Annotated in this window: 25 protein-coding genes and 1 pseudogene; 16 read left to right on the plus strand and 10 right to left on the minus strand. The window is 64.3% G+C overall.

What is annotated here, in order from left to right; genetic code table 11:
• Positions 1–143 precede the first annotated feature (143 nt).
• A complete protein-coding gene (locus IVB24_RS16995) occupies positions 144–1,520 on the plus strand; it encodes an Hsp70 family protein (protein WP_247773825.1) in 1,377 nt (458 codons plus the stop codon).
• Here the strand turns inward: IVB24_RS16995 and IVB24_RS17000 are convergent.
• The 3 genes from IVB24_RS17000 to IVB24_RS17010 all read right to left on the minus strand — a co-directional run bounded on the left by IVB24_RS17000 (position 1,508) and on the right by IVB24_RS17010 (position 3,444).
• Entirely contained in the window at positions 1,508–2,134 is a 627-nt protein-coding gene (locus IVB24_RS17000) for a c-type cytochrome (protein ID WP_244642994.1), read from the minus strand. The two genes, IVB24_RS16995 and IVB24_RS17000, sit on opposite strands and share 13 nt — an antisense overlap.
• Positions 2,135–2,153: 19 nt before the next feature.
• Positions 2,154–2,597 carry an SRPBCC family protein gene (locus IVB24_RS17005; RefSeq protein WP_247773826.1) on the minus strand — a complete coding sequence of 148 codons (444 nt, stop codon included), beginning with the start codon at positions 2,595–2,597 and terminating at the stop codon, positions 2,154–2,156.
• Positions 2,598–2,754: 157 nt separating this feature from the next.
• The gene (locus tag IVB24_RS17010; RefSeq protein ID WP_247773828.1) at positions 2,755–3,444 is read right to left on the minus strand and encodes a hypothetical protein; all 690 of its coding nucleotides are present in this window, start codon (positions 3,442–3,444) and stop codon (positions 2,755–2,757) included.
• An 88-nt stretch (positions 3,445–3,532) separates the two neighbouring features.
• Here IVB24_RS17010 and IVB24_RS17015 point away from each other — a divergent pair.
• The 4 genes and pseudogenes from IVB24_RS17015 to IVB24_RS17030 all read left to right on the plus strand — a co-directional run.
• A pseudogene (locus tag IVB24_RS17015) lies at positions 3,533–3,718 on the plus strand (hydrolase); the annotation flags it as partial.
• A 261-nt stretch (positions 3,719–3,979) separates the two neighbouring features.
• Positions 3,980–4,189, plus strand: coding sequence for a cold-shock protein (locus IVB24_RS17020; RefSeq protein WP_026201564.1), 210 nt, complete (start codon positions 3,980–3,982; stop codon positions 4,187–4,189).
• A gap of 99 nt (positions 4,190–4,288) precedes the next feature.
• Positions 4,289–4,531, plus strand: a complete 243-nt coding sequence (locus tag IVB24_RS17025) for a transcriptional regulator (RefSeq protein ID WP_094975058.1) — start codon at positions 4,289–4,291, stop codon at positions 4,529–4,531.
• Between the two features lie 55 nt (positions 4,532–4,586).
• The gene (locus IVB24_RS17030; RefSeq protein WP_094975057.1) at positions 4,587–4,811 is read left to right on the plus strand and encodes a hypothetical protein; all 225 of its coding nucleotides are present in this window, start codon (positions 4,587–4,589) and stop codon (positions 4,809–4,811) included.
• A gap of 140 nt (positions 4,812–4,951) precedes the next feature.
• Here the strand turns inward: IVB24_RS17030 and IVB24_RS17035 are convergent, their stop codons facing one another.
• The 4 genes from IVB24_RS17035 to IVB24_RS17050 form a co-directional block, all read right to left on the minus strand.
• A complete protein-coding gene (locus IVB24_RS17035; RefSeq protein WP_094975056.1) occupies positions 4,952–5,134 on the minus strand; it encodes a hypothetical protein in 183 nt (60 codons plus the stop codon).
• A gap of 315 nt (positions 5,135–5,449) precedes the next feature.
• Positions 5,450–6,727: a formyl-CoA transferase gene (gene frc / locus IVB24_RS17040; RefSeq protein ID WP_247773829.1), complete on the minus strand. Its 1,278-nt coding sequence runs from the start codon at positions 6,725–6,727 to the stop codon at positions 5,450–5,452.
• A gap of 154 nt (positions 6,728–6,881) precedes the next feature.
• Entirely contained in the window at positions 6,882–8,615 is a 1,734-nt protein-coding gene (gene oxc, locus IVB24_RS17045; protein ID WP_247773830.1) for an oxalyl-CoA decarboxylase, read from the minus strand.
• Between the two features lie 60 nt (positions 8,616–8,675).
• Positions 8,676–9,368: a GntR family transcriptional regulator gene (locus tag IVB24_RS17050; protein ID WP_162006348.1), complete on the minus strand. Its 693-nt coding sequence runs from the start codon at positions 9,366–9,368 to the stop codon at positions 8,676–8,678.
• 351 nt (positions 9,369–9,719) lie between these two features.
• On the opposite strand from IVB24_RS17050, the gene IVB24_RS17055 reads away from it, so the two are divergent.
• From IVB24_RS17055 to IVB24_RS17105, 11 genes are all read left to right on the plus strand, one after another.
• Positions 9,720–11,849 (plus strand): acetate--CoA ligase family protein, encoded by a 2,130-nt coding sequence (locus IVB24_RS17055; RefSeq protein ID WP_094975052.1) that lies wholly within the window; start codon positions 9,720–9,722, stop codon positions 11,847–11,849.
• A gap of 86 nt (positions 11,850–11,935) precedes the next feature.
• Positions 11,936–12,775, plus strand: coding sequence for an IclR family transcriptional regulator C-terminal domain-containing protein (locus tag IVB24_RS17060; RefSeq protein WP_247773831.1), 840 nt, complete (start codon positions 11,936–11,938; stop codon positions 12,773–12,775).
• Between the two features lie 110 nt (positions 12,776–12,885).
• On the plus strand, positions 12,886–13,854 hold the full coding sequence (locus tag IVB24_RS17065; RefSeq protein ID WP_166466340.1) for a tripartite tricarboxylate transporter substrate binding protein: 969 nt from the start codon (positions 12,886–12,888) through the stop codon (positions 13,852–13,854).
• Complete coding sequence (locus IVB24_RS17070; protein ID WP_247773832.1) at positions 13,851–14,348, plus strand: tripartite tricarboxylate transporter TctB family protein; 498 nt, start codon at positions 13,851–13,853, stop codon at positions 14,346–14,348. Before IVB24_RS17065 ends, IVB24_RS17070 begins: the two co-directional genes overlap by 4 nt.
• Positions 14,348–15,847, plus strand: coding sequence for a tripartite tricarboxylate transporter permease (locus IVB24_RS17075; protein ID WP_166466339.1), 1,500 nt, complete (start codon positions 14,348–14,350; stop codon positions 15,845–15,847). The genes IVB24_RS17070 and IVB24_RS17075 overlap by 1 nt, the downstream gene beginning before the upstream one ends.
• Before the next feature lie 51 nt (positions 15,848–15,898).
• Positions 15,899–16,702: an NYN domain-containing protein gene (locus tag IVB24_RS17080; protein ID WP_247773834.1), complete on the plus strand. Its 804-nt coding sequence runs from the start codon at positions 15,899–15,901 to the stop codon at positions 16,700–16,702.
• Between the two features lie 85 nt (positions 16,703–16,787).
• Entirely contained in the window at positions 16,788–18,593 is a 1,806-nt protein-coding gene (locus IVB24_RS17085; RefSeq protein WP_247773835.1) for an adenine deaminase C-terminal domain-containing protein, read from the plus strand.
• Positions 18,594–18,746: 153 nt separating this feature from the next.
• Positions 18,747–20,531, plus strand: coding sequence for a glyoxylate carboligase (gene gcl / locus IVB24_RS17090; RefSeq protein ID WP_247773836.1), 1,785 nt, complete (start codon positions 18,747–18,749; stop codon positions 20,529–20,531).
• A 12-nt stretch (positions 20,532–20,543) separates the two neighbouring features.
• Positions 20,544–21,329, plus strand: coding sequence for a hydroxypyruvate isomerase (gene hyi / locus IVB24_RS17095; protein WP_247773837.1), 786 nt, complete (start codon positions 20,544–20,546; stop codon positions 21,327–21,329).
• A gap of 197 nt (positions 21,330–21,526) precedes the next feature.
• Positions 21,527–22,414: a 2-hydroxy-3-oxopropionate reductase gene (locus IVB24_RS17100; protein WP_247773838.1), complete on the plus strand. Its 888-nt coding sequence runs from the start codon at positions 21,527–21,529 to the stop codon at positions 22,412–22,414.
• A gap of 110 nt (positions 22,415–22,524) precedes the next feature.
• On the plus strand, positions 22,525–22,908 hold the full coding sequence (locus IVB24_RS17105; RefSeq protein WP_061028470.1) for a DUF1236 domain-containing protein: 384 nt from the start codon (positions 22,525–22,527) through the stop codon (positions 22,906–22,908).
• A gap of 45 nt (positions 22,909–22,953) precedes the next feature.
• Here the strand turns inward: IVB24_RS17105 and IVB24_RS17110 are convergent, their stop codons facing one another.
• The 3 genes from IVB24_RS17110 to IVB24_RS17120 form a co-directional block, all read right to left on the minus strand.
• Positions 22,954–23,331 carry a VanZ family protein gene (locus IVB24_RS17110; RefSeq protein ID WP_094975043.1) on the minus strand — a complete coding sequence of 126 codons (378 nt, stop codon included), beginning with the start codon at positions 23,329–23,331 and terminating at the stop codon, positions 22,954–22,956.
• A gap of 77 nt (positions 23,332–23,408) precedes the next feature.
• Complete coding sequence (locus tag IVB24_RS17115; protein WP_166469894.1) at positions 23,409–24,005, minus strand: thiamine pyrophosphate-dependent enzyme; 597 nt, start codon at positions 24,003–24,005, stop codon at positions 23,409–23,411.
• A gap of 8 nt (positions 24,006–24,013) precedes the next feature.
• On the minus strand, positions 24,014–24,568 hold the full coding sequence (locus IVB24_RS17120; protein ID WP_247773839.1) for a thiamine pyrophosphate-binding protein: 555 nt from the start codon (positions 24,566–24,568) through the stop codon (positions 24,014–24,016).
• Between the last annotated feature and the right edge of the window lie 25 nt (positions 24,569–24,593).

A 24,593-nucleotide genomic window follows, 5' to 3' on the forward strand; every position in this document is an offset into this window, starting at 1 on the left:
GGCTCAAATTGTCGGCCCGCAGCGGGAGTCTCGCGGCAACGGGCGCCAAGTTCCGGAGCGCACTGCAGCGAGCGGGCCTTGGCACGGCGATGCAAAGCCGTTAGTGGTTCGCCCCCTTTTCCAATCATCTGTCAGAGTGGTTCATGTCGAGCGCCTCGCCCGCCGTCTCGATCGGCATCGATTTTGGGACGAGCAACACCGTCGTCGCGATCGCGGCGGACGATCGCCGGGTCGAGGCCATCCGCTTCGACCACGGCGGACAGCGCCATAGCGTCTACGTGTCGGCTTTGTGCTTCTGGGAGGACCGGCCGGGCGCCGGCGCCCAGGCCGAGGGCGGCCCCTGGGCGATCGAGACGTTCCTCGAAGGACGCCACGTCTACCGCTTCCTGCAGTCGTTCAAGACCTTTGCTGCGAGCTCCAGCTTCCAGACCACGCAGGTGTTCCGGCAGCGCTTCAAGTTCGAGGATATCCTGGCGGCGTTCCTGCGGACGTTGGCGCGCCATGGCGGCGAGAAGTTCGGCTTCGAGACGTCCAACATCACGGTCGGCCGCCCGGTGCGCTTCGCCGGCGGCAATCCCGACGAGGCGCTGGCGATGCAGCGCTACCGCGCCGCGTTCGAGCGCCTGGGCGCCGGCCATGCGCGTTACGTCTACGAGCCCGTCGGTGCGGCGTTCTCCTTTGCCCGCCGGCTGGAGCGCGATGCCACCGTGCTGGTCGCGGATTTCGGCGGTGGCACCAGCGACTTCTCCGTGATGCGTTTCTCGCGGACAGGCGGAGCCCTCCGCGCCGAGCCGCTCGGACACGCCGGCATCGGCATCGCCGGCGACACGTTCGACTATCGCATCGTCGACCATGTCGTCTCGCCGCGGCTCGGCAAGGGCTCCAGCTTCCGCTCGTTCGACAAGGTGCTGCCGGTCCCCAGCGGCCATTACACCAACCTCGCGCGCTGGCATCAACTGGCGATGATGAAGAGCAACGGCGACCTGCGCGAGCTCAGGGATCTCGCGCGCACCGCGTTGAAGCCGAAGCTGCTCGAGGATTTCATCACCATCGTCGATTTCGACCTCGGCTTTTCGCTGTACCGCGCGGTGTCGGACGCAAAGGTCGCGCTCTCAGTGCAGGACGAGGTGGATTTTCGTTTCAAGGGCGGTGGCGTCGATATCGGCGCGGCCATCACGCGGAAGAAATTCGACGCCTGGATTGCCGACGATATCGCGCGGCTTGCTGCGACCGTCGACAAGGTGCTGGCCGAAGCCGGCGTCACCGCGCGCGAGATCGAGAAGGTGTTCCTGACCGGCGGCACGTCCTTCGTGCCTGCGGTGCGAAAATTGTTCGCCGAGCGGTTCGGCAACGAACGGCTGATGTCGGGCGACCAGTTCGAGTCGATCGCCTATGGCCTCGCGCTGATCGGGCACAGTCCCGACCCCGACCGCTGGACTGCCGGCGGTGGGCTCGAGGCGAGGGCAAAACGGGGGGCGAGCCGCGTCCCTTCGGCGCTGTTCGGTCGTTATTTCTGCTGAATTCGGTTCAGGTAATCGATCACGGCGAGAATGCGAGTCCGCACCACGACCTCCGGGTTTTGCTGGGGCCCGGCTTTCTGCCAATAATAGGGATCGACGGCGTGGGGCAGGTTGATGATGGGGTTGAACCGTTCGCCCCAGATCGGCATTTCACGAGTGCCATGAGCTGGAACTGATTTCGACCCATAGAGGGTTTCGTACACGGCGTTGGTGGGAAACACCCCGTTGTTGTTCCTGGTCAACATGGTCAAGTCGGAAGGCGTGGTCTTGAGCTGCCCGCTGACCGGCCCGTTGCCCTTTGCATCGGCGCCATGACAACTCGCGCACGAAGACTGAAATTCCGCCTTGCCGATATCAACTTCCTCGGCCCTGGCGGCGATCGCGAAACCAGCGGCAAGACCGGCAACCATCAACCATTCGACAGCAAATCTCATCATCTCGCCTCCGACGCCCGCAGGGAAGACTTCTGCTCCTAGCCGCTTTGTCCTTCTGCCAGTTTGACGCACATCAACACCGCACATTCGGTGCCGTCGGATGTCGAAGGCGCGGAGCGCCTTGCCCATCATCTTTCCAGGGTTGAGAGAGCATCGGTGGGCGCGCTGGGCTTTGCCCACCCTGCAATCCTGGTGGTCGCTACTGATTGATCTCGGGCTCGACGAGCTTCGCCAGATTGCGCAGCGATTCCTGCCAGCCGAGATAGCAGGCCTCGGGCGGAATCACGTCGGGAATGCCGGCCTGCGTGATGTCCACTTCCGTGCCGACCGAAACCTTCTTTAGGACCACGGTGACCTCAATCTCGCCGGGCAGGTTGGGGTCGTCGAACCTGTCAGTGTAGCGGAGGCGTTCGCCCGGGACGAGCTCGAGATATTCGCCGCCGAACGAATGGCTGTTGCCCGTGGTGAAATTCCGGAACGACATCTTGAACGTGCCGCCGACCTTGGGCTCGAAATGATGCACGGTGCAGGTGAAGCCGTTCGGCGGCAGCCATTTCGCCATCGCATCGGCCTCCAGGAAGGCGCGATAGACTTTTTGCGGGCTGGTCGCGAGAACGCGGTGCAGGCGGATCGTGCTGGGCATGGTTGTTGTCCTCAGTGATTGATGGGCCCAGGATTGGTGTCTCAGAATTGGTGTCTCAAGATTGGCGTCTATGGCCCATTCATGTCACGAGGACGACCGCGAAGCCGCCGATCCGACAGGCGTCCTGGATTTTTTTAGAGGTCGTCCGGCCGGTCTGCTAGGTGGCTGCGACATCCTGCGGCGTCATCGTGAGTGACAGCCTGAAGCGGCCAACCAGGATATCCTCGCGAGCGCCCGCTGCGCGAAGTGATGACGGCGAGAATCGGCCGGCGGTCACGTCCTCGACCACATTCGCATCGTAACCCGACAGCAGGACGATCCAGTCGGCGGCGCCGTCCTTGCCGCGGATCTGCTGTTCGGTCGTGGGCGCGCTCATGCGAGGCGTGTCGGTGAGAAGGAGATGGCCGCCTGTCAGCCCCGGCCGCTGCGCCAATGCGCCGAGCGTTTCGGTGAGACTCATCTGCAACTCCGCATCCCGTCCGGCTTCCGGCGACAACCTGACGGTCGCGAGCGAGCTCGCGACGCCGCCGCCGAAGCTCGCCGCCACCCGGCACTGGCTGCGGACCATGCCGAGATGATGCGGCATCATCTTGGTCGACCATGGCGTCGGCGCGTTGAGCCGGTCGAGATATCCAGTCGAGGTGAGGACCTCGTACTGTTCGAGTTCGTAGAGCACGAAGAAGCCTTCCGCGTCCGTCGTGCTTGTCCAGCGCGAACCGCGCCGGAAGCCGGCAATGCTCATCCGCTCCGGAAAGTGCTCATGCGAATGCCAGTCGCTGAACTCCTCGCGCTGGTCCGGACGGATACTCCACCACATCGCGACGGCGGCCTTGCCCAGAAGTGACATCGTGACCTCCCATTCCGAGCGTTAAGACCAGCCCCAGTGTCTACGCTTCATCAACAAAAGCCACAATTCCGCTGCCGTCCTTCGTTCAGAAATTCATGACGTGCCGGCAGGCCATTTTGCGTTCCTCGCTCCGTGTTCTCCCGAACTCGCGGCCGCTGTCCCGCGCATCTGCACGGACGTGCCGGCGGGGTTCGACCGGGCAGGCTTTCACCGCGAGTTCAACGCGGCGGTCGTGACGTTCTTCCGTGAGCAGCTCTCTGGCGGAGATCACTGAGCGTTCGCCCGAGGAGGCCCCGGGTAGTCGCCTCAGATCAGGGACCGTTCCCGCCGTTCCCTGGTGCAAATAAGCTTGGCCAAGCCTTGCAAGTGGGGATTGTGCAAGTGCGGATTGTGAGGTATACCTTAAATCCGTTCGTTCAGCCGCTGTGCCTTGTTGAATGCGCCCGCGGGCTCTTTTTCCAGAGACATCGACGAGTTGAATTGGTTCCGCGTGAGCGTCACGCGGGATATGCGCTCGCGCGCTTTGGAGAAGAAAATGACGACAGGTACCGTGAAGTGGTTCAACGGCCAGAAGGGCTTTGGATTCATTCAGCCCGACGACGGCGGTAACGATGTGTTTGTTCACATCAGCGCGGTCGAGCGGGCTGGTCTTGCGGGTCTCGCTGAGGGCCAAAAGGTCAACTTCGAGGCCAAGACCGACAAGATGCGGGGCAAAGTCAGCGCTGAGAATCTCTCGCTGGCTTGAGCTCTCTGGTGCCGTTTCACGGATGTACTGAAACGGTGACGCTGCCCGCTCGATCGTAAGGATTGAGCGGGTTTTGTCTGTTGTGGAGCACGGTGAAGGATGAGCGCCAAGAAATCGGCCGAACCGTCACCCGAAGGTATCGCGCGTTCCAACCGTCAGCGCCTGGCGGCTGAAGAAGGAGCGCGGGCGATGGCGGATGCCGAAAAGCAGGGGGTCGAGGTTCGCAAGAACATGGCCCGGCTTCGGGAGCTGCGCCAAGCCAAGGAAGCGGCTGACGCAACCCTTCGCGCATCGTTGCCGGCACCGACCCCGACGAAGCGCAAGAAGAAACCGCCGCAATAGTCGACTTCGGCAGCGCCCCTGACGACATCTGGAGGGACCGGTCACATGCTAAGGAGTGCTGGTCGTGCGTAGAGCCAAGTCGGACGGTGGGGGAACAATCACCTTTTTTCTGGCGCTTGGTGCAGGCCGGCAGACGTGCCGGCTCGCGACGACATATCAAACGCAGAAACAGGCCTTCAGCTATTTTCAGAAGCACCGAACCGAGTTCGAGCGCATCGCGCGGACCCGGCTGACATCCGGGGAGCTCGAAGACGGCATCGTCGTCCTCTCGATGCTTTAACGCCTGATCAGGGAAGCGCGTAGCGGCTCCCAAAAAGATCATGCTTGGACAACAACTGCGCTTCAGATCGACATCAGACGTCGATTTCGGCGGCCTTCAGTTGGCCGGATCCCAGATCGTCGTCAGCGACAGGACGCTTCCTATTCGGGAAGCCCTTTCAACCCTGCCTCGCGCGCCAATCGCTCGGCTTTCAGCCGCTCGCGATTCTCGTTCTGGGAGTGCTGGTCCTTCGCATAATCATTCATCGGCTTCTGCGTCGTGACAGGCTTGAACGCCTTGTCTGCTTCGCGCTTGGCCCGATCAGTGGATTGGTCCTTCACCATTTCAACCTCGCTTCGATCAACGGGCATGGATCAATGGACATGGATCAATGGACATGGCCCGCGAGCGCCGGACACGACGCCTCCCGCTTTTAAGCCGATATGGACTGACTAGTCACCCTCAGAACGGCAGAGTGGATCATTCTTCAATGTCGGGCGGGGCTGGCGCGAGGCTTGGTCACTCGCCGTACCCGCACACTCCAACTTTCCAAGTACGCCGGTCGAAAGAATAACGGCCTCCGGCTGCGTTGGGTTCCTTCGGCCCGTACAAAAAGGCCGCCGAAACCGGCGGCCTTCGTCGTTCACCGTTACGCCCGCCTACTCGGCGGCCTGCTTCTGCGGCGGGTCGAGCGCGCCGGATTTGTGGATGTCGGCGACCTGATGGTCGCTGAAGCCGAGCACCGAGCGCAGGATCTCGTCGGTGTGCTCGCCGAGCAGGGGGGAGCGCTCGACGTCGCTCGGACTATCCGACAGCTTGATCGGGTTGCCGACCGAGAGGTACTTGCCGCGGGTGGGGTGGTCGATCTCGACCACCGTGCCGGTCGCGCGCAGCGACTGGTCTTCGGCAAGCTCCTTCATCGACAGGATCGGACCGCAGGGGATGTCGTCCTTGTTGAGGATTTCCATCGCCTCGAACTTGGTCTTGGTCATCGTCCACTGCTCGATGCGGGCGAAGATCTCGTTCAGGCGCGGCAGGCGGGCCGCCGGCTTGGCGTAGTTGGGATCGGTCTTCCAGGTAGGCTCGCCGATCACGTCGCAGATCTTCTCCCAGACCGGGGCCTGGGTGATGAAGTAGATGTAGGCATTGGGATCGGTCTCCCAGCCCTTGCACTTCAGGATGCGGCCGGGCTGGCCACCGCCGGAATCATTGCCGGCGCGCGGCACGGCATCGCCAAACGGGATGCCTTCGCCGAACTGGCTGTATTCCTTGAGGGGGCCGTGGGCGAGGCGCTGCTGGTCGCGCAGCTTGACGCGGGCGAGGTTGAGCACGCCGTCCTGCATCGCGGCGGTGACGCGCTGGCCCTTGCCCGAATGCGTGCGCTGATAGAGCGCGGTGACGATGCCGAGCGCCAGATGCAGGCCGGTGCCGCTGTCGCCGATCTGTGCGCCGGTGACGAGCGGAAGGCCATCGCGGAAGCCGGTGGTGGAGGCGGCGCCGCCGGTGCACTGCGCGACGTTCTCATAGACCTTGCAGTCTTCGTACGGTCCGGGGCCAAAACCCTTGATCGAGGCGACGATCATCTTCGGGTTGATCGCCTGGATCGTCTCCCAGGGGAAGCCCATGCGGTCGAGCACGCCGGGGCCGAAGTTTTCCACCAGCACGTCGCACTTCTTGATGAGCTCGGTGAGGACTTCCTTGCCCTTGGGGTTCTTGGTGTCGAGCGTGATCGAACGCTTGTTGTGGTTGAGCATGGTGAAATACAGGCTGTCCACGTTCGGGATGTCCTGCAGCTGGCCGCGGGTGATGTCACCCACGCCCGGACGTTCCACCTTGATCACGTCGGCGCCGAACCAGGCGAGCAGCTGCGTGCAGGTCGGTCCTGACTGAACGTGGGTGAAGTCGAGAATGCGAACGCCCGTGAGCGCTTTGGTCATGCTGTTGCTCCTGTTACCACTTTGTTTTCGTCATGCCCGCGAAGGCGGGCATCCAATATTCGCTGTCGTTTCGATTGGGCTCAGTGCTCGCCACTCATGTGGTTTCGGCGAGCACTGGACTCCCCGCCTGCGCGGGGAGTGACCCGGCGGCCTGTTACTTCTTCTTCTGCAAGACGCTCTGCGGATTGAGGTTGCCGATGCGGCCGCTCTCCGAGCCGGCGGCCGGATCGATCACCGCGTTGATGAGTGTCGGCTTGCCGGACTTCATGGCCTCGTTGACGGCGCGCTTGAGCTCGTCGGGCGAGGTGGCGTTGACGCCCACGCCGCCGAAGGCTTCCATCATCTTGTCGTAGCGCGCGCCCTTGACGAACACCGTCGTCGCGGGATCCGCGTTGACGCTGTTGACGTCGGTGCCGCGATAGATGCCGTCATTGTTGAAGATGACGATGCAGATCGGCAAATTGTAGCGGCAGATGGTCTCGACCTCCATGCCGGAGAAGCCGAACGCCGAGTCGCCTTCGACCGCGAGCACGGGGTGACCGGTCTCGAGCGCAGCGGCGATCGCCTGGCCCATGCCGATGCCCATCACGCCCCAGGTGCCGACGTCGAGACGCTTGCGCGGCCGGTACATGTCGATCACGCCGCGGGCGAGGTCGAGCGTGTTGGCGCCCTCGTTGACGAGGATCGCCTCGGGATGATCCTTGATGACGTTCTTCAAGACGCCGAGCGCGCCGTGATAGTCCATCGGCGACTTGTTGTTCATGAGCTTCGGCGCCATCTTGGCGACGTTCTCTTCGCGCTTGGACGAAATCGCCTTCGTCCATTCGGCGGGCGGGGCGGTCCAGCCCGACGCCATGGCCTGGTTGAACGCGGACACGACCGATCCGATGTCGCCGACCACGGGGGCGACGATCTCGACGTTGGAGTCCATTTCGCGCGGCTCGATGTCGACCTGGATGAACTTCTTGGGCGCTTCGCCCCAGTTCTTGCCCTTGCCGTGCGAGAGCAGCCAGTTCAGCCGCGCGCCGATCAGCAGCACGACGTCGGACTCTTTCAGCACCGTCGACCGGGCAGCGCCTGCGCATTGCGGATGGGTGTCGGAGAGGAGGCCCTTGGCCATGCTCATCGGCAGGAAGGGGATGCCGCTCTTCTCGACGAAGGTCTTGATCTCCTCGTCGGCCTGGGCGTAGGCCGCGCCCTTGCCGAGGATGATGAGCGGGCGCTTGGCGCCCTTGAGCACGTCGAGCGCGCGCTTGATCGAGGCCGGCGAGGGGATCTGCGCAGGTGCTGCGTCGATCACCTTGACCAGAGACTTCCGGCCGGCATCGGCGTTCATCACCTGGCCGAACAGTTTTGCCGGCAGGTCGAGATAGACGCCGCCCGGACGGCCCGAGACCGCAGCGCGGATCGCACGGGCGAGACCGATGCCGATGTCCTGGGCGTGCAGCACGCGATAGGCCGCCTTGCACAGCGGCTTGGCAATCGCGAGCTGGTCCATCTCTTCGTAGTCGCCCTGCTGGAGGTCGACGATCTCGCGCTCGGACGAGCCCGAAATCAGGATCATCGGGTAGCAGTTGGTGGTGGCGTGGGCGAGCGCGGTGAGACCGTTGAGGAAGCCGGGCGCGGAGACGGTGAGGCAGATGCCGGGCTTCTTGGTGAGATAGCCGGCGATGCCCGCCGCATAACCGGCATTCTGCTCGTGGCGGAACGAGATCATGCGAATGCCGGCCGCCTGCGCCATGCGGCCCAAATCCGTGATCGGGATGCCCGGCACATTATAAATGGTGTTGATGCCGTTCAGCTTGAGCGCGTCGATGACGAGATGAAAGCCATCCGTCAGCTCCTGCTCGGTGCCCGGTGCTTCGGACTTGGTCGCGGTGTTCAGCATGGGCCTTGTCTCCCTGGTCTCAATACTGGGGCGAGTTGTTCGCCCTTCTGGTGAACGTTGCTAGAAGAGTTCCTGACCGTGCGCTTCGACGTAAGCGGCAAGGCCGAGGGTGTGATCGCGGGCGCGCTTTTCGGCGAGCTCGGTGTCGCGCGCCTCCAGTGCTTCGATCATGCCGAGATGCTCGGGCAGGGAGGTCGCGGTGCGATCCTTGCGTCCGATGGTCAGCTGGCGATAGCCGCGCACGTGCAGCAGGAGGTCGTTGGTGAGATCGACCAGCACCGGCGATTCCGACAGCGAGATCAGCGCCTGGTGGAAGGCGATGTTGGCGCGCGAATATTCCTCGACGTGATCCTCGGGCAGGCGGTCCTTGCTGAAGTCCTTGAAGTAGTCGCGCAGCGCCGTGATGTCCTTCTTGCGCGCGGTGGTGGTGATGAGGCGCGCGGCCATGCTCTCCAGCGCCGCCCAGGCGCGGATCATGTCGACGATCTCGCTCTTGGTCCGGCGCACCACCATGATGCCGCGGCGCGGCACCGTCTTCACGAAACCGTCCTGCTCGAGCATCGCGATGGCTTCGCGGATCGGGGTGCGGCTGACGCCCAGGCGTTCGGACAGCGCGCGCTCGTCCAGCATCACCGGCTCGGGCGTCGAGTAGATGTCCATCTTGAGGATGGCTTCCTTCAAGGCGTCATACGCCTTGTTCTTGAAGCTCGACTCCGGGGCAATACGAACGATTGCGATATCTGCCTCGGCCATGTTCGGCAACGCCTTGGTTGGTTTCCGCAGTGACACGACGAATCTCCTCCAGTGGGAGTCGTCTTTTACATGACTATTAACGGGAAAGTTTTTGGCATACCAAATACCAGAATGTCAAGCTGGCTATTTTTTGCAGTATTCTAATAAGCGTCGCGGCTTGACAAGTTGGCTTCTGGCATACCAAATGCCATCGCCGGCCATTTTTGATCCACGGCGGCGGAGGTGTCCAGCGCTTTGTGCCACTCCGTTCCGCGACATGGAACAGAGCGCGACGAATGGCAAGCATCACGGGCAGCCGCAAACCACGCGCGCGCTTTGAAAAGAACGAACTGAGCTCAAGGGAGAAGCCACATGTCCAATTCCAAAGATGCCGTCCGCAAGGTGCTCGACCAGGTCAAGGCGGACAACCGCACCAGCCTAACGGCCCCGGAAGGCAAGCTGGTCTGCGACGCCTACGGTATTCCGGTGCCGAAGGAGGGCGTGGCGAAGTCGGCCGGCGAGGCCGGCAAGATGGCTTCCTCGATGGGCTTTCCGGTGGTGATGAAGATCGTCTCGCCGGACATTCTCCACAAGACCGAAGCCGGCGGCGTCATCGTCGGCCTCAAGACCGCCGAAGACGCCGAAAAGGCCTATGAGACCATTCTTTCCAACGCCAGGAAGTACAAGGCCGACGCCAAGATCGACGGCGTCCAGGTGCAGCAGATGCTGGCTGGCGGCACGGAGGTCATCGTCGGCTCGATCACCGACGGCTCGTTCGGCAAGCTGGTCGCCTTCGGTCTCGGCGGCGTGCTGGTCGAGGTGTTGAAGGACATTACGTTCCGTCTCGCGCCCGCGACCAAGGAAGATGCGCTCTCGATGCTCGACGGCATCCAGGCGCACGAGATCCTCAAGGGCGTGCGCGGCGGCGAGGCGGTCAACCGCAACGCGCTTGCCGATGTCATCGTCAAGGTCTCGCAGCTCGTGACGGACTTCCCTGAAATCGTCGAGCTCGACCTCAACCCGGTGTTCGCGACAGCGAAGGGCGCAACCGCCGCCGACGTGCGTATCGTCGTCGACTTCGCCTATGTGCCGAAGCCGAAGCCGCGCCCGACCGAAGAGATCGTTGCTGCCATGAGCCGCATCATGCAGCCGAAGGCGGTGGCTGTGGTCGGCGCCTCCGCCGAGGACGGCAAGATCGGCAACTCCGTGATGAAGAACCTCATCAACGGCGGCTACAAGGGCGACATCTATCCGATCCATCCCAAGGCGGCCGAGATCCTCGGCTACAAGGCCTACAAGAGCGTCAAGGACGTGCCGGGCGTGATCGATACCGCGGTGTTCGCGATTCCCGCGAAGTTCGTGGCCGCGGCGCTTGTCGAATGCGGCGAGAAAAAAATCCCGGGCGCGGTGCTGATCCCGTCGGGCTTCGCGGAAGCCGGCGCGCCGGAATTGCAGGCCGAGATCGTCGAGATCGGCCAGAAGTACAATGTCCGCCTGATGGGGCCGAACATCTACGGCTTCTACTATACGCCGGCCAATCTCTGCGCGACCTTCTGCACGGCCTACGACGTCAAGGGCCACGCGGCGCTATCGTCGCAGTCGGGCGGCATCGGCATGGCCATCATCGGCTTCTCGCGCTCGGCCAAGATGGGCGTCTCGGCGATCGTCGGCCTCGGCAACAAGTCCGATATCGACGAGGACGATCTGCTCGCCTTCTTCGAGCAGGACCCGAACACCAATTTGATCGCGCAGCACTGCGAAGACCTCAAGGACGGCCGTGCCTTTGCGGAGGCCGCAAAGCGCGTCTCCAAGAAGAAGCCGGTGATCGTGCTCAAGGCCGGGCGTACCTCGGCCGGCGCCAAGGCGGCCTCGTCGCACACCGGCGCGCTCGCCGGCAACGACAAGATCTACGAGGACGTGCTGGCGCAGTCCGGCGTGATCCGGGCCCGCAGCCTGCGGCAATTGCTCGAATTCGCCCGTGGCGTGCCGGTGCTGCCGACGCCGAAGGGCGAGAACGTGCTGATCATCACCGGCGCCGGCGGTTCCGGCGTGCTGCTGTCGGACTCCTGCGTCGACAACGGCCTGTCGTTGATGTCGATGCCGGCGGATCTCGACGCGGCCTTCCGCAAGTTCATCCCGCCGTTTGGCGCGGCCGGAAATCCCGTGGATATCACCGGCGGCGAGCCGCCGATCACCTATGTCAACACGGTCAAGCTCGGCCTCTCCGACGAGCGCATCCATTCGCTGATCCTCGGCTATTGGCACACCATCGTCACGCCGCCGATGGTGTTCGCCCGCAACATGGTCGAGGTGAAGAAGGAGATGGAGGCCAAGGGCTTCGTGAAGCCGATCGTCGCCTCGCTCGCGGGCGACGTCGAGGTCGAGGAAGCCGCCGAATATCTCTACCAGAACGGCATCCCGGCCTATGCCTATTCGACCGAGCTGCCGGTCGAAGTGCTCGGCGCCAAGTACAAATGGGCGCGCGGGGCAGGGCTGCTCTGAGACGAAGACTTCACCTCTCCTCGCATCCGCCTTCGCCGAGGCTTCGGCGGACAAGCGCGGGGAGAGGTGACAACTGTCAGGTCGCGATGAGCAAGAACGTGATCCGGCGCAAATCGCTCGAGCCTCGATCATCGGAGGCCGACAACGACACGCGCGACGGCGGCGTGCAGTCCGTCGATCGCGCGCTGTCGATCCTTGAAACGCTGGCCGAGGACGACGAAGGTTATCGCCTCAGCGATCTCGCGGTGCGCACCGGCCTGTCCGCCTCCACCGTGCACCGCCTGCTGGCAACGCTGGAGAGCCGCCGCTTCGTGCAGTTCGATCGCACGCAGTCCAAATGGCATGTCGGCTCGCGCGCCTTCACGGTGGGCGCGAGCTTTGCGCGGCGGCGCAATTTTTCCGCGCAGGCGATTCCTTACTTGCGCAAGCTGCGCGATCTCACCCGCGAGACCGCCAATCTCGCCGTCGTCGACGACGAGTTCATCATCGTGCTGACCCGCATGGAAAGCCGCGAGATCATGCGCTCGCTGACCCTGGTCGGCGGCCGCGTTCCCATGGTGACGTCGGGCGTCGGCAAGGCCGTGCTCGCGACCTATTCCGACGAGGACGTCGGCGCCGTCATCCGCCATCACGGCATGCCCCGGCTGACCGAGAGGTCGATCGTGCGACCGAGCGACCTGTTCAAGGAGCTCGAAAAAATCCGCAAGCAGGGTTTTGCGCTCGACGACGAAGAAGCCTGCATGGGACTGCGCTGTGTTGCGGCGGTGGTCTACAACGACTGTGCCGATCCGCTCGCGGCGATTTCAGTCTCCGGCATGACCGGCCGGATAACCGATCAGAGGTTGCCGGAAATCGGGCAAATCGTCCGCGACGTCGCCGCAGAGCTGACGGCCGCCCTCGGTGGGGTGATCCCGGCGCCCCGCTGACCACGCGCGTCGTCCAGGGGATGTCGCTGGACAGGCCCGGCCGTTTTGGTTGATATGCGACCAAACGACACAATGCGGCGAATGTCCGCATGAGCCTGGAGAGCGTCCTCATGTTCCATTTTTCCGCGCGCCTTGCCGGCGCAGCCATCGCGCTGACCCTTGCAGCGACGGCGCCCGTTTTTGCCCAGCAGCTCGAGCTCAAGCTGATGGCGCCGGCGGCTCCCGGCGGAGGCTGGGACCAGACCGCGCGCTCCATGCAGCAGGCGTTGGTCGCCGCGGGCATCGCGCGCAGCGTGCAGGTCGTCAACGTTCCCGGCGCGGGCGGCAGCGTCGGCATCGCGCAATTCGTCAACGGTGCCAAGGGCGACGGCAACCAGCTGATGGTCAACGGTTTCGTCATGGTGGGCGCACTCGCCATGAACAAGTCGCCGGTGACGCTCGATCAGGTGACGCCGATCGCGCGCCTCACCGAGGAAATCCAGGTGATCGTGGTGCCCGCCAATTCGCCGATCAAGAACGCGCAGGATCTGGCCGCTGCGGTGAAGGCCGATATCGCCAAGGTCACTTTCGCCGGCGGCTCGGCCGGCGGTGTCGATCATGTGATGGCGGCCCTCTTCGCCGGCGCGGTCGGCGCCGACCCCAAGAAGATCAACTACATCCCGTTCTCCGGCGGCGGCGAGTCGCTGGCGGCGATCCTCGGCGGCAAAGTTACCGCGGGCATTTCGGGCTTGAGCGAATATGACGGGCAGATCAAGTCCGGCAAGCTGCGCGCGATCGGCGTGACCTCGGAGAAGCGCATCCCGGGCAGCGACATCCCGACGTTCAAGGAACAAGGCATCGACCTCGTGATCGCCAACTGGCGGTCGGTGGTGGCGCCTCCCGGCATCACGCCCGAGCAGAAGAAGACGCTGAGCGATGCGGTCGAGAAGATGGTGAAGTCGGACGCCTGGAAGGAAATCCTCAAGCAGAAGGGCTGGGAAGACGCCTATCTCGGCGGTGATGCCTTCGCCGACTTCCTGAAGAAGGAAACCGTGCGCGTCACCGACGTGCTGAAATCGGTCGGCCTGGTCAAATCATGACCCAAGATAACGCGTCTGGCGATCCCGCCCAGCCGCCGCGGCGCGTCGATCGCGCCGGCATCGTCATCGCGGCCTTGCTTGCAGTTCTTGCCGCGGTGCTGGTCTTCGACGCGCGCGGCCTGTCGTCCACCATGATGTACGGGATGGGGCCGGAGGCGATGCCGGTCGTGGTCGCCTGTGGCCTTGCGCTGCTCGCGATCGGCAATTTCGTCGACGCGTTGCGCGGCAATCTGCCGGTGCGCGAGAGCGCCGATCCCGTGCCCGTGGTTCTGATCCTCATCGGCCTGGCGCTGCTGATCGCCATCATCGGCTTCGGCGGCGGCTTCATCCTGGCGACCTCGGCGCTGTTCGTGACGACGTCGGCAGCCTTCGGCCGCCGGGCCATTCTCGTCGACAGCATCATCGCCCTCGTGATGTCGACCCTGATCTATCTCGCGTTCGACCGGCTGCTCACGCTCAGCCTTCCGACCGGCCCGCTGGAGCGACTGCTGTGATGGACACCTTTGCCGCGCTGGCTCACGGCATGGCGGTCGCCGTCCAGCCGATGAATCTGCTTTACGCGCTGATTGGTGTGTTCCTCGGCACCGCCGTGGGCGTGCTGCCTGGCATCGGCCCGGCGCTGACGGTCGCGCTGCTGCTGCCGGTGACTTACAAGCTCGACCCCGGCGGTTCGCTCATCATGTTTGCCGGCATCTATTATGGCGGCATGTATGGCGGCTCCACCACAGCGATCCTGATCAACACGCCCGGCGAGAGCGCTTCGATGGCGACCGCGCTCGAAGGCAACAAGATGGCCAAGGCCGGCCGCGGCGGGCCGGCGCTTGCGACCTCGGCGATCGGCTCCTTCGTCGCCGGAACCATCGCCACCATTGGCCTGGCCTTCCTCGCGCCGTGGCTGGTCGATTTCGCCGTGCGCTTCGGCCCCGAGGATTATTTCGCGCTGATGTGCGTTGCCTTCGTCACGGTCTCGGCGACCTTCGGCGATTCCCCGGTCCGCGGCCTGACCAGCCTGTTCATCGGCCTGACGCTCGGTCTCGTCGGCATCGACAAGCTGACGGGACAGGCGCGGTTGGCGTTCGGCGTTCCTGAATTGCTCGACGGCGTCGAGGTGACGACGCTTGCGGTCGGCCTGTTCGCGGTGGGCGAAGCGCTCTATGTGGCATCGCGCCGCCACCACAGCGAGGAGAAGCTCGAGCCGGTACGCGGCTCGCTGTGGATGACGAAGGAAGACTGGAAGCGGTCGTGGAAGCCGTGGCTGCGCGGCACGATGTTCGGCTTCCCGATCGGCGCGCTGCCGGCGGGCGGCGCGGAGATCCCGACCTTCCTGTCCTATTCGACCGAGAAGCGTCTCACAAAATATCCCGAAGAATTCGGCAAGGGCGCGATCGAAGGCGTCGCAGGACCGGAAGCCGCCAACAACGCCTCCGCCGCCGGCACGCTGGTGCCGCTGTTGACGCTGGGACTGCCGACCTCGGCGACCGCCGCGATGATGCTGGCGGGCTTCCAGCAATACGGCCTCAATCCGGGACCGCTGCTGTTCGCCGAGCGGCCCGACCTCGTGTGGGGCCTGATCGCCAGCCTGTTCATCGCCAATTGCATGCTGCTGGTGCTCAATCTGCCGCTCGTTGGCCTGTGGGTGCGGCTACTGGCTATCCCGCAGCCATGGCTCTATGCCGGCATCCTCGTGTTCGCGACCATGGGCACCATTGCCGCCAAGCCGTCTGTGGTCGAATTGTCGATGCTGGCCGGCTTCGGCGTGCTTGGCTTCCTGATGCGCCGGTTCGACTTTCCGATTGCGCCCGTCGTCGTCGGCCTGATCCTCGGCCCGATCGCCGAGAGCCAGTTGCGCAGAGCACTCGCCATCAGCCTCGGCGATCCCATGACGCTGCTTCAGAGCCCGATCTCGGCGACGCTGCTGGCGCTGGCACTGATCGCGCTGCTGGCGCCCTTCGTGCTGAAGGGGATGGGGCGCTTCAAGGCGAACGAGGACTAGCCGTCCCGACGCTTGCGTCGTCTAATGCTGCGTCCACCTTGGGGAAACGTCATGCCTTCGGAACTTCGCTCGCCCCGTCTCGCTGTCCTGATCGACGCCGACAATGCGTCGGCGAAAATCGCCGATGGATTGTTCGAGGAGATCGCCAAGATCGGCGAGGCCAGCGTTCGCCGCATCTACGGCGACTTCTCCAATGCAAGGTCGAAGGGCTGGGCCGACATCCTGTCGAAACACGCCATCATCCCGCAGCAGCAGTTCGCTTACACGACGGGAAAGAATGCATCCGACATAACCCTGGTCATTGACGCCATGGACCTGCTGCACAGTGGCCGCTTCGATGGCTTCTGCCTGGTGTCTTCCGACAGCGACTTCACCCGGCTTGCCGCCCGCATCCGGGAGCAGGGCGTCGATGTCTTCGGATTCGGCGAGCAGAAGACGCCGGAAAGCTTCCGGCAGGCCTGCCGGAGGTTCGTTTACACGGAGAACCTGCTTGCCGTCCCGGCGACCACCCAGGATACCGCCGCGAGATCGACATCGCTTCAACCGCCTGATGCGGCGACCCCCATCATCAAGAAAGTCATCACCCAGATGGAGAGCGAGGACGGCTGGGTCGCGCTCGGTGAAGTCGGACGGCAGCTCGCCAACCTGGCTTCCGATTTCGATCCGAGGACCTACGGCTTCCGCAAGCTGAGCGACCTCGTCCGAAAGACGAATTCGTTCGAAGAGATCGATGAATCGAAGGGCCGGTCGATGCGCATTCGGGTCAAGCCGGCTGCCGCAGCACCGCCGCGGAGGCGAAACCCGCGCAGGCCTGCGAGGTCGGGGGCGACTGGCGGTTCGGCGCCTAAGGCCTAAGCAGAGACTGCCGTTACATTTGCGCTTGCTCGGTCTGGCGCGGAGCGTAACCATCGCATGGTCAAAACGCCACGCGAGGGTCCCGATGACCAGACTCACCCGCTTCGCCGTCGCCCCGCTGCATGCGATGACCCGACGCCTGGCCGATGTTGCCTCGGCGCGCCTCGCGCCGGATCTGGTCATCACTGCCGGGCGGGTGCTCTCGACTTATTCGGAGCGCATCCATGCGGACCGCGAGGTCTGGATTACCGGCGGCCGCATCGCTGCGGTGAAGCCGGCCGGAACGGCAAAGAAGGTCTGGAGTGATGTCGCGACTTACGACGCGGCAGGCGGCATCATCGCGCCGGGCCTGGTCGATCCGCACATCCACATCGAATCCTCGATGGTGACGGCCTGCGCCTATGCGGAGGCGGCACTGCTCAACGGAACCACAACGATCTTCTGCGACAGCCACGAGATCGGCAACGTCATGGACGTCGCCGGCGTCGAGGCGATGCTGGAGGACGCGCGCGAGGCGCCGCTCTCGATCTTCTTGACGGTGCCGAGCACGGTGCCGGCAACGTCGGCCGAGTTGGAAACGGCCGGCGGCGATCTCACGCCGGACAAGATCGCCGGCCTGTTCGACCGCTGGCCCGAAGCCGTGGGGCTCGGCGAGAAGATGGATTTTGTCCCGGTCACGATGGGTGACGAGCGCAGCCACGCCATTCTTGCGGCCGCCTTGAAGCGCGGACGACCCGTGTCCGGCCATGTTTACGGTCGCGAATTCGTGGCGGCCTATGCGGCGTCAGGCGTCACCGACACCCATGAGGCGATCGACCGCGACATCGCCGACGATCTGCTCGATGCCGGCGTCTGGGTGTTCCTGCGCGGGGGGCCGCCGACCACGCCATGGCACTCGCTGCCGCAGGCGATCCGCGCCATCACCGAGCTCGGCGCCTCGCACAAGCGCACGGCCGTGTGTACCGATGATCGCGACGCCGATGATCTGCTGCTGTTCGGCCTCGACTGGGTGGTGCGCGAAGCCGTCAAGGCGGGGATGTCGCCCGAGCAGGCCTGGTCGATGGGCTCGCTGCATGGCGCGACGCGCTTCGGCATGGACGGCGACATCGGCGGGCTCGGTGGCGGCCGCCGCGCCGATCTCGTGCTGATGGACGACCAGCTCAAGCCGCAATGCACCTGGTATGGCGGCGAACTCGTGGTCGAGAGCCGCAAGATCACCGGGCTGCTCGACCAGGCGCTGTCGCAGCGCTATCAATATCCTAAGGCAGCCTATGCGACGGTGAAGCTACCGGAGGCGGCGATGAAGCTGACGCCAGAGCTGCCGGCGAAAGCCTGCACCGTCAACGTGATCAAGACCGCACTCCCGGGCATCACGCTGATCCATGAGAAGGTCGGGATCGAGGCCGCCAAGGATTGGCCGTCTTTGTTCGCGCGCTACGGCCTCTGCTTCGTTACGGTCGTCGAGCGCCACGGCAAATCCGCCGGCAATGTTGCCCATGGCCTGCTCAAGGACTTTGGCCTGAAGCGCGGCGCGGTCGCCTCCAGCGTCGGACACGACAGCCACAACATCATCGTCGCCGGCACCAACGAGGCCGATATGCAAGTCGCGGTCGCCGCCATCAAGGACCAGCAGGGCGGCGTCTGCGTCGTCGCCGACGGCAAGGTGAGGGCGCTGGTTCCGCTGCCGATCGCGGGTCTGCTCTCCGACAAGCGCGTCACGGAGGTCGCCGAAGAAGTGAGGGCGCTGAAGAAGGAATGGACGGAGGCCGGCTGCACCATCCCCTACATGGGCTTCAATTTGATTCCGCTATCGGTCATTCCGGAAATTCGCATCACCGACAAAGGCCTCGTGCTGGTGCCGCAGATGGAGCTGGCGCCGCTGTTCGAGTGAGGCGCTTTCGCGCATTTCTTCATCTAACCGATTGAGGCTGCCGCAATTTTTCTACGGCTGCCGCATCGTGGAAAATAAAATCGATCTCGTTGAGATCGCATCTTGCACGCCCGATGATCCCGCTCGCTGACGCAACTCAGGGCGAGGTCCGATATGGCGAAGATGCGAGCTATCGATGCTGCCGTGCGAATTCTGGAGAAGGAAGGCATCTCCACCGCCTTCGGGGTTCCCGGGGCCGCGATCAATCCGCTTTACTCGGCGCTGAAGAAACGCGGCTCGATCCGCCACATCCTGGCGCGGCATGTCGAGGGCGCCTCGCACATGGCCGAGGGCTATACGCGCGCCAAAGCCGGCAATATCGGCGTTTGCATCGGGACCTCGGGGCCGGCGGGCACCGACATGATCACCGGGCTCTATTCGGCGATCGCCGATTCCATTCCGATCCTCTGCATCACCGGGCAGGCGCCGCGGGCGCGGCTCTACAAGGAGGACTTCCAGGCCGTCGACATCGAGTCGATCGCAAAGCCCGTGACGAAATGGGCCGTCACCGTGCGCGAGCCGGCGCTGGTACCGCGCGTGTTCAGCCAGGCGTTTCACGTCATGCGCTCGGGCCGGCCGGGACCGGTGCTGATCGACATGCCGCTCGACGTGCAACTGGCCGAGATCGAGTTCGACGACGAGACTTATGAGCCGCTGCCGGTCTACAAGCCGACGGCTACGCGAAAACAGGTCGAGAAGGCGCTGGAGATGCTCAACGCCGCCGAACGCCCGCTGATCGTCGCGGGCGGTGGCATCATCAATGCCGATGCCTCGGATCTCCTGGTCGAATTCGCCGAGATCGCCAACGTGCCGGTGGTGCCGACGCTGATGGGATGGGGCGCCATCCCCGACGACCACGTGTTGATGGCCGGCTTGGTCGGCCTTCAGACCAGCCATCGCTATGGCAACGCCACCATGCTCGAATCCGACTTCGTGCTCGGCATCGGCAACCGCTGGGCTAACCGCCACACCGGCTCGGTCGAGACCTACACCAAGGGCCGCACCTTCGTGCATGTCGATATCGAACCGACCCAGATCGGGCGCGTGTTCAATCCCGATCTCGGCATCGTCTCGGACGCGAAGGCGGCGCTCGAGCTGTTCGTCACCGTCGCCAGGGAGTGGCGTCGGTCAGGCAGGCTCCGCGAGCGCCAGGCGTGGCCGGCGTCATGCCGCGATCGCAAAAAGACGATGCTGCGCAAGAGTCATTTCGACAACGTCCCGATCAAGCCGCAGCGCGTCTACGAGGAAATGACCAAGGCCTTCGGTCGCGACACCTGCTACGTCACCGTAATCGGCCTGTCGCAGATCGCCGGCGCGCAGTTCCTCGGCGTCTATCGCCCGCGCAACTGGATCAATGCGGGGCAGGCGGGGCCGCTCGGCTGGACGCTGCCCGCCGCGCTCGGCGTGCGTGCGGCGTGCCCGGATCGCGACATCGTCGCGCTCTCCGGCGACTACGACTTCCAGTTCCTGATCGAGGAACTCGCGGTCGGGGCGCAGTTCAATCTGCCCTACATCCACGTCGTCGTGAACAATTCCTATCTCGGCCTGATCCGCCAGGCCCAGCGCGGTTTCGAGATGGACTACCAGGTCCAGCTCTCCTTCGAGAACATCAACGCGCCGGAGCTTGGCGGCTACGGTGTCGACCACGTCGCCGTCGCCGAAGGCCTTGGCTGCAAGGCGATCCGCGTCACCGATCCGAAGGACGCGCAGGCCGCGTTCGCGACCGCGCGCGAGCTGATGGCCAAGCACCGCGTGCCCGTGGTGGTCGAGTTCATCCTCGAACGCGTCACCAACATCGCGATGGGCACCGAGATCGACAACATCGTCGAGTTCGAGGAGGTGCTGGATCTGCCACTCGACGAGGTCGGCACCACACGCGTACTGCAGCCGGCGGAATAGGGGAGAAGCATCATGCCGAAATTCGCTGCCAACCTCACCATGCTCTTCAACGAGATGCCGTTCCTCGACCGTTTCGCAGCGGCGAAGGCAGCAGGCTTCTCCGGGGTCGAATATCTCTTCCCCTATGATTTCGACAAGGCGCAGCTGCGCGAGCAGCTCGAGGCTCACGGGCTGACGCAGGTGCTGCACAATCTGCCGGCCGGCAACTGGGCGGCGGGCGAGCGCGGCATCGCGATCCTGCCCGATCGCACCGCCGAATTCCGCGACGGCGTGTTCCGCGCCATCGACTATGCCAGGGCGATCGATTGCGAGCAGCTCAACTGCCTCGTGGGTATCGCGCCCGTCGATGCTGATCCGCGCGAGCTTCAGGAGACGTTGGTGGGGAATCTGCGCTTTGCGGCCTCGACGCTGGCGCGCGAAAACATCAAGCTGCTGGTCGAGCCGATCAACACGCTCGACATTCCCGGCTTCTTCCTCAACGGCACCGAGCAAGCAGTGCAGTTGATCGCGGAAGTGCGGTCGAACAATCTGTTCATCCAGTACGATATCTATCACATGCAGATCATGGAGGGTGATCTCGCCCGCACCATGCAGGAATATCTGCCGCAGATCGCCCACGTCCAGCTCGCCGATAATCCGGGCCGCCATGAGCCCGGCACCGGCGAGATCAACTATCCCTTCCTGTTCCGCTACCTCGACGCGATCGGTTATCGCGGCTGGATCGGCTGCGAATACAAGCCGCGCACCACGACGCTGGAAGGGCTTTCGTGGCACGCCGCGCAGACGTTCGAGACTTGAACCGGGGCGGCGGTGCGCTCCCTCTCCCGCCTGCGGGAGAGGGTCGGGGAGAGGGTGCCTCCGCAATGGGATTCTTGCGGAGGAAATCCCAACGCGGAGGCAGCCCTCACCCGGCACTGCGTGCCGACCTCTCCCGCAAGCGGGAGAGGTGCAGCGAGCCCGCGGATCGACCTAACCCAAATCTAAAGGAATGAGACATGATCGACATCGGCTTCATCGGGCTCGGCACCATGGGACGGCCGATGGCCGGCCATCTCCTTAACGCCGGCCATCGTGTTCTCCTGCATGACGTCGCGCCAGTCGCGCCGGAGCTGATCGCGGCCGGCGGCATCGCCTGCAAGACGAGCAAGCAGGTCGCCGAGCAGGCCGATGCGATCATCATCATGGTGCCGGATACGCCGCATGTCGAAGCGGTGTTGTTCGGCAAGGATGGCGTTGCGAACGGCATCTCCAAGGGCAAGATTGTCGTCGACATGAGCTCGATCTCGCCGCTGGCGACGAAGGAGTTCGCCGGGAAGATCGAGGCGCTGGGGACGGACTATCTCGACGCGCCGGTGTCGGGCGGGGAGGTCGGCGCCAAGGCGGCGAGCCTCACCATCATGGTCGGCGGGCCGGAGCGGGCGTTCAACACCATGAAGCCGGTCTTCGACAAGATGGGCAAGAACGTCACCCGCGTCGGCGCCAATGGCGACGGGCAGACCACGAAGGTCGCCAACCAGATCATCGTCGCGTTGACCATCGAGGCGGTGAGCGAGGCGCTATTGTTCGCGTCGAAGGCCGGGGCCGATCCGGCGCTGGTGCGACAGGCGTTGATGGGCGGCTTCGCCTCCTCGCGCATCCTCGAAGTGCACGGCGAGCGCATGGTGAAGCGCAATTTCGATCCGGGCTTCCGCATCGAGCTGCATCAGAAGGATCTCAATCTGGCGCTCGAAGGCGCGCGCACGCTCGGCCTGTCGTTGCCGAGCACGGCAGTGGCGCAGCAATTGTTCTCGGCCTGTACCGCGCATGGCGGCAAGGACTGGGATCATTCCGCGATGATACGCGCCCTGGAACTGTTGGGGGGGCACGAGATCGCCGCGGCCTGAACTGTTACGCCGTAACAGTCTCCGGGTTTGAGGCGTCTTCGGCATGCGGGAACCGGAACAATGCCCCGACCCCGCGGTTGAAGGCGCACAACAATCACTGGAGGCTTACGATGAAGACCCGTCTTGCGATTTCGTTGGCTGCCGCGTCACTGCTGGCGTCGAGTGCAGCCTTTGCCCAGTCGACGACCGAACAGGGCGCCAGGGATGGCGCACGTGCGGGTGGCGACATCGGCGGACCGATCGGCGCGATGGTCGGCGGCACCGTTGGTGCGGCCGTCGGTGCGGGCCTGGAAATTCCCAACGCAATTCTGGGCGGCATTCCGCGGAGTGACTCTGTCGTGGTCGAGGAGCGCGTCGTGGTGGGCGAGCCGTTGCCGCCGACCGTGGTGCTCCGTCCCGTGCCGAACTACACTGAGTATCGCTATGCGGTGGTGAACGATCGCCGCGTGATCGTCGAGCCGCGCACGCGTCGCGTGGTCAAGATCATCGACTGATCGGCGCCAACCCCAGGCGAGAAGAGAAAAAGGCCCTGCGGAGTTCTACTCCGCGGGGCCTTCGCTTGCTGCAGAGGGATTTGCGCGAAAGCGCGACATGACCCAATCGGTGACCGCCGCGAGCGCAAAGCCGAGGCAGGCGGTGAGCGCGTCGACCAGAAAATCCTCCAGCCGGGCGTGGCGTCCGGGTGCCCAAAATTGCATCAGCTCGAGCAGGCCAATCAGGACGACCGCGGCCCCCGCACCCAGCAGGCGCCGCCGCGGATAGGCGAGGCCGAAGGCTAATCCCACCAGGATGAAGGCGAGCGCGTGCTCGCCGTCCTGGCCGAGGTCGGAGTGGGGCCGCAGGCCGGGGGGACCTAGGGTCGCGAAAGTAACGGCGGCCGCGAGTAGCCAGGCAAAGGAACGTATCAAAATGGACATTCGGGTCGCTTAGCACGGATTGGCAGCGGGCCGGTACGGTCCCTTCATCAGATCGGCGTGTAGTTAATGACGAAAAATTAAAGCGGCTCGCGCACGCCGAGCCCGTGCATGAAGCGTTCCCGGATCTGCACGGGATCGCGCCTCGTGGCGCCGACGCCGGGCTTGTCGTCGATGCGGACCGCGATCAGGCTCGGCTCGGTGGCGGACATCGCCGCCTCGACCAGGCGCTCGAAATCCTCCTCGTCCGCGGCCCATGCGCTGTTTGCAAGGCCGGAGCCTGCGGCGATGGCAACGATGTCCGCGACGCTGGCCGCGGGCGTCGGCTGTGCGCCGGTGATCTGGTAGATGCCGTTGTCCATCACGATCATGATGAGGTTCTTCGGCTTCAACGTCGCGATCGTCGACAGCGCGCCGAGCTGCATCAACAGCGAGCCGTCGCCTTCGAGCGCGAAGACGCGGCGGTCGGGCTGCGCCAGTGCGACGCCGAGCGCGATCGGGAAGGCCAAGCCCATGCTCCCCAGCATGTAGAAATTCTGCGGGCGGTGGCCGGCGGCCCAGAGGTCGAAATTGGTGTTGCCGATGCCGCCGATCACGGCCTCCTCGTGCTTGAGCTTGCCGATCAGGCGCGAGGTGACGTCGAAGCGGTTCATCACCTTTGTGTTGCGATTGTCCATGGCTCGCCTCACTTGTCGAACGTCTTGCCGCCGGTGAGCAGCGGGTTGAGGATCAGCGCCACCGGCGCCTGCGTGGTGACGGCCTGCTTGATCGAGCGGTCGGCGATGAATTCGAGCTCGTCGAGCCGGGTGATGGTGTGATGCTCCAGCGCCAGCGAATCCAGCACCGGACGCATGGTGCGGCAGACCAGCGACTGGCCGTAGTTGAACTCGCCGAGCGTCCCGCGCTCGGACACGAACATGATCAGCGGGATCTGGTAGGGCACCGCGAGCGAGGCGAGCACGTTGGCGAGCGTGGCAAAGCCAGAGGTCTGCATCAGTATCGCGCCGCGTCGACCGCCCATCCAGGCGCCGGAGACGATGCCGACGGCTTCCTCCTCGCGCGCGGTAGCGAAAGTGGTGAAGAACGGATCGGCGTGCAGGTTCTTGATCAGGGGCGTCAGCACGCGGTCGGGCACGTAAGCGACGAGGCAGATCTCGTTCCGCTTCAGGGTTTGCAGGACGATGCCGTGCCAGCTGTTGTCGCCCGCCGCCGGCGTCGCCTGCTGTTCCGCAATCGCCATCGCGTCCTCCCTTGGCGTATTTTCT

It is taken from the genome of Bradyrhizobium sp. 192, from assembly GCF_023100965.1.
GTDB classification, from domain to species: Bacteria; Pseudomonadota; Alphaproteobacteria; order Rhizobiales; family Xanthobacteraceae; genus Bradyrhizobium; species Bradyrhizobium symbiodeficiens.

Coding starts and splice junctions, on each gene's coding strand:
- IVB24_RS16995 (WP_247773825.1), top strand. CDS start 144: ATGTCGAGCGCCTCGCCCGCCGTCTCGATCGGCATCGATTTTGGGACG.
- IVB24_RS17005 (WP_247773826.1), bottom strand. CDS start 2,597: ATGCCCAGCACGATCCGCCTGCACCGCGTTCTCGCGACCAGCCCGCAA.
- IVB24_RS17010 (WP_247773828.1), bottom strand. CDS start 3,444: ATGTCACTTCTGGGCAAGGCCGCCGTCGCGATGTGGTGGAGTATCCGT.
- IVB24_RS17020 (WP_026201564.1), top strand. CDS start 3,980: ATGACGACAGGTACCGTGAAGTGGTTCAACGGCCAGAAGGGCTTTGGA.
- IVB24_RS17025 (WP_094975058.1), top strand. CDS start 4,289: ATGAGCGCCAAGAAATCGGCCGAACCGTCACCCGAAGGTATCGCGCGT.
- IVB24_RS17035 (WP_094975056.1), bottom strand. CDS start 5,134: ATGGTGAAGGACCAATCCACTGATCGGGCCAAGCGCGAAGCAGACAAG.
- frc (WP_247773829.1), bottom strand. CDS start 6,727: ATGACCAAAGCGCTCACGGGCGTTCGCATTCTCGACTTCACCCACGTT.
- oxc (WP_247773830.1), bottom strand. CDS start 8,615: ATGCTGAACACCGCGACCAAGTCCGAAGCACCGGGCACCGAGCAGGAG.
- IVB24_RS17050 (WP_162006348.1), bottom strand. CDS start 9,368: ATGGCCGAGGCAGATATCGCAATCGTTCGTATTGCCCCGGAGTCGAGC.
- IVB24_RS17055 (WP_094975052.1), top strand. CDS start 9,720: ATGTCCAATTCCAAAGATGCCGTCCGCAAGGTGCTCGACCAGGTCAAG.
- IVB24_RS17060 (WP_247773831.1), top strand. CDS start 11,936: ATGAGCAAGAACGTGATCCGGCGCAAATCGCTCGAGCCTCGATCATCG.
- IVB24_RS17065 (WP_166466340.1), top strand. CDS start 12,886: ATGTTCCATTTTTCCGCGCGCCTTGCCGGCGCAGCCATCGCGCTGACC.
- IVB24_RS17070 (WP_247773832.1), top strand. CDS start 13,851: ATGACCCAAGATAACGCGTCTGGCGATCCCGCCCAGCCGCCGCGGCGC.
- IVB24_RS17075 (WP_166466339.1), top strand. CDS start 14,348: ATGGACACCTTTGCCGCGCTGGCTCACGGCATGGCGGTCGCCGTCCAG.
- IVB24_RS17080 (WP_247773834.1), top strand. CDS start 15,899: ATGCCTTCGGAACTTCGCTCGCCCCGTCTCGCTGTCCTGATCGACGCC.
- IVB24_RS17085 (WP_247773835.1), top strand. CDS start 16,788: ATGACCAGACTCACCCGCTTCGCCGTCGCCCCGCTGCATGCGATGACC.
- gcl (WP_247773836.1), top strand. CDS start 18,747: ATGGCGAAGATGCGAGCTATCGATGCTGCCGTGCGAATTCTGGAGAAG.
- hyi (WP_247773837.1), top strand. CDS start 20,544: ATGCCGAAATTCGCTGCCAACCTCACCATGCTCTTCAACGAGATGCCG.
- IVB24_RS17100 (WP_247773838.1), top strand. CDS start 21,527: ATGATCGACATCGGCTTCATCGGGCTCGGCACCATGGGACGGCCGATG.
- IVB24_RS17105 (WP_061028470.1), top strand. CDS start 22,525: ATGAAGACCCGTCTTGCGATTTCGTTGGCTGCCGCGTCACTGCTGGCG.
- IVB24_RS17110 (WP_094975043.1), bottom strand. CDS start 23,331: ATGTCCATTTTGATACGTTCCTTTGCCTGGCTACTCGCGGCCGCCGTT.
- IVB24_RS17115 (WP_166469894.1), bottom strand. CDS start 24,005: ATGGACAATCGCAACACAAAGGTGATGAACCGCTTCGACGTCACCTCG.
- IVB24_RS17120 (WP_247773839.1), bottom strand. CDS start 24,568: ATGGCGATTGCGGAACAGCAGGCGACGCCGGCGGCGGGCGACAACAGC.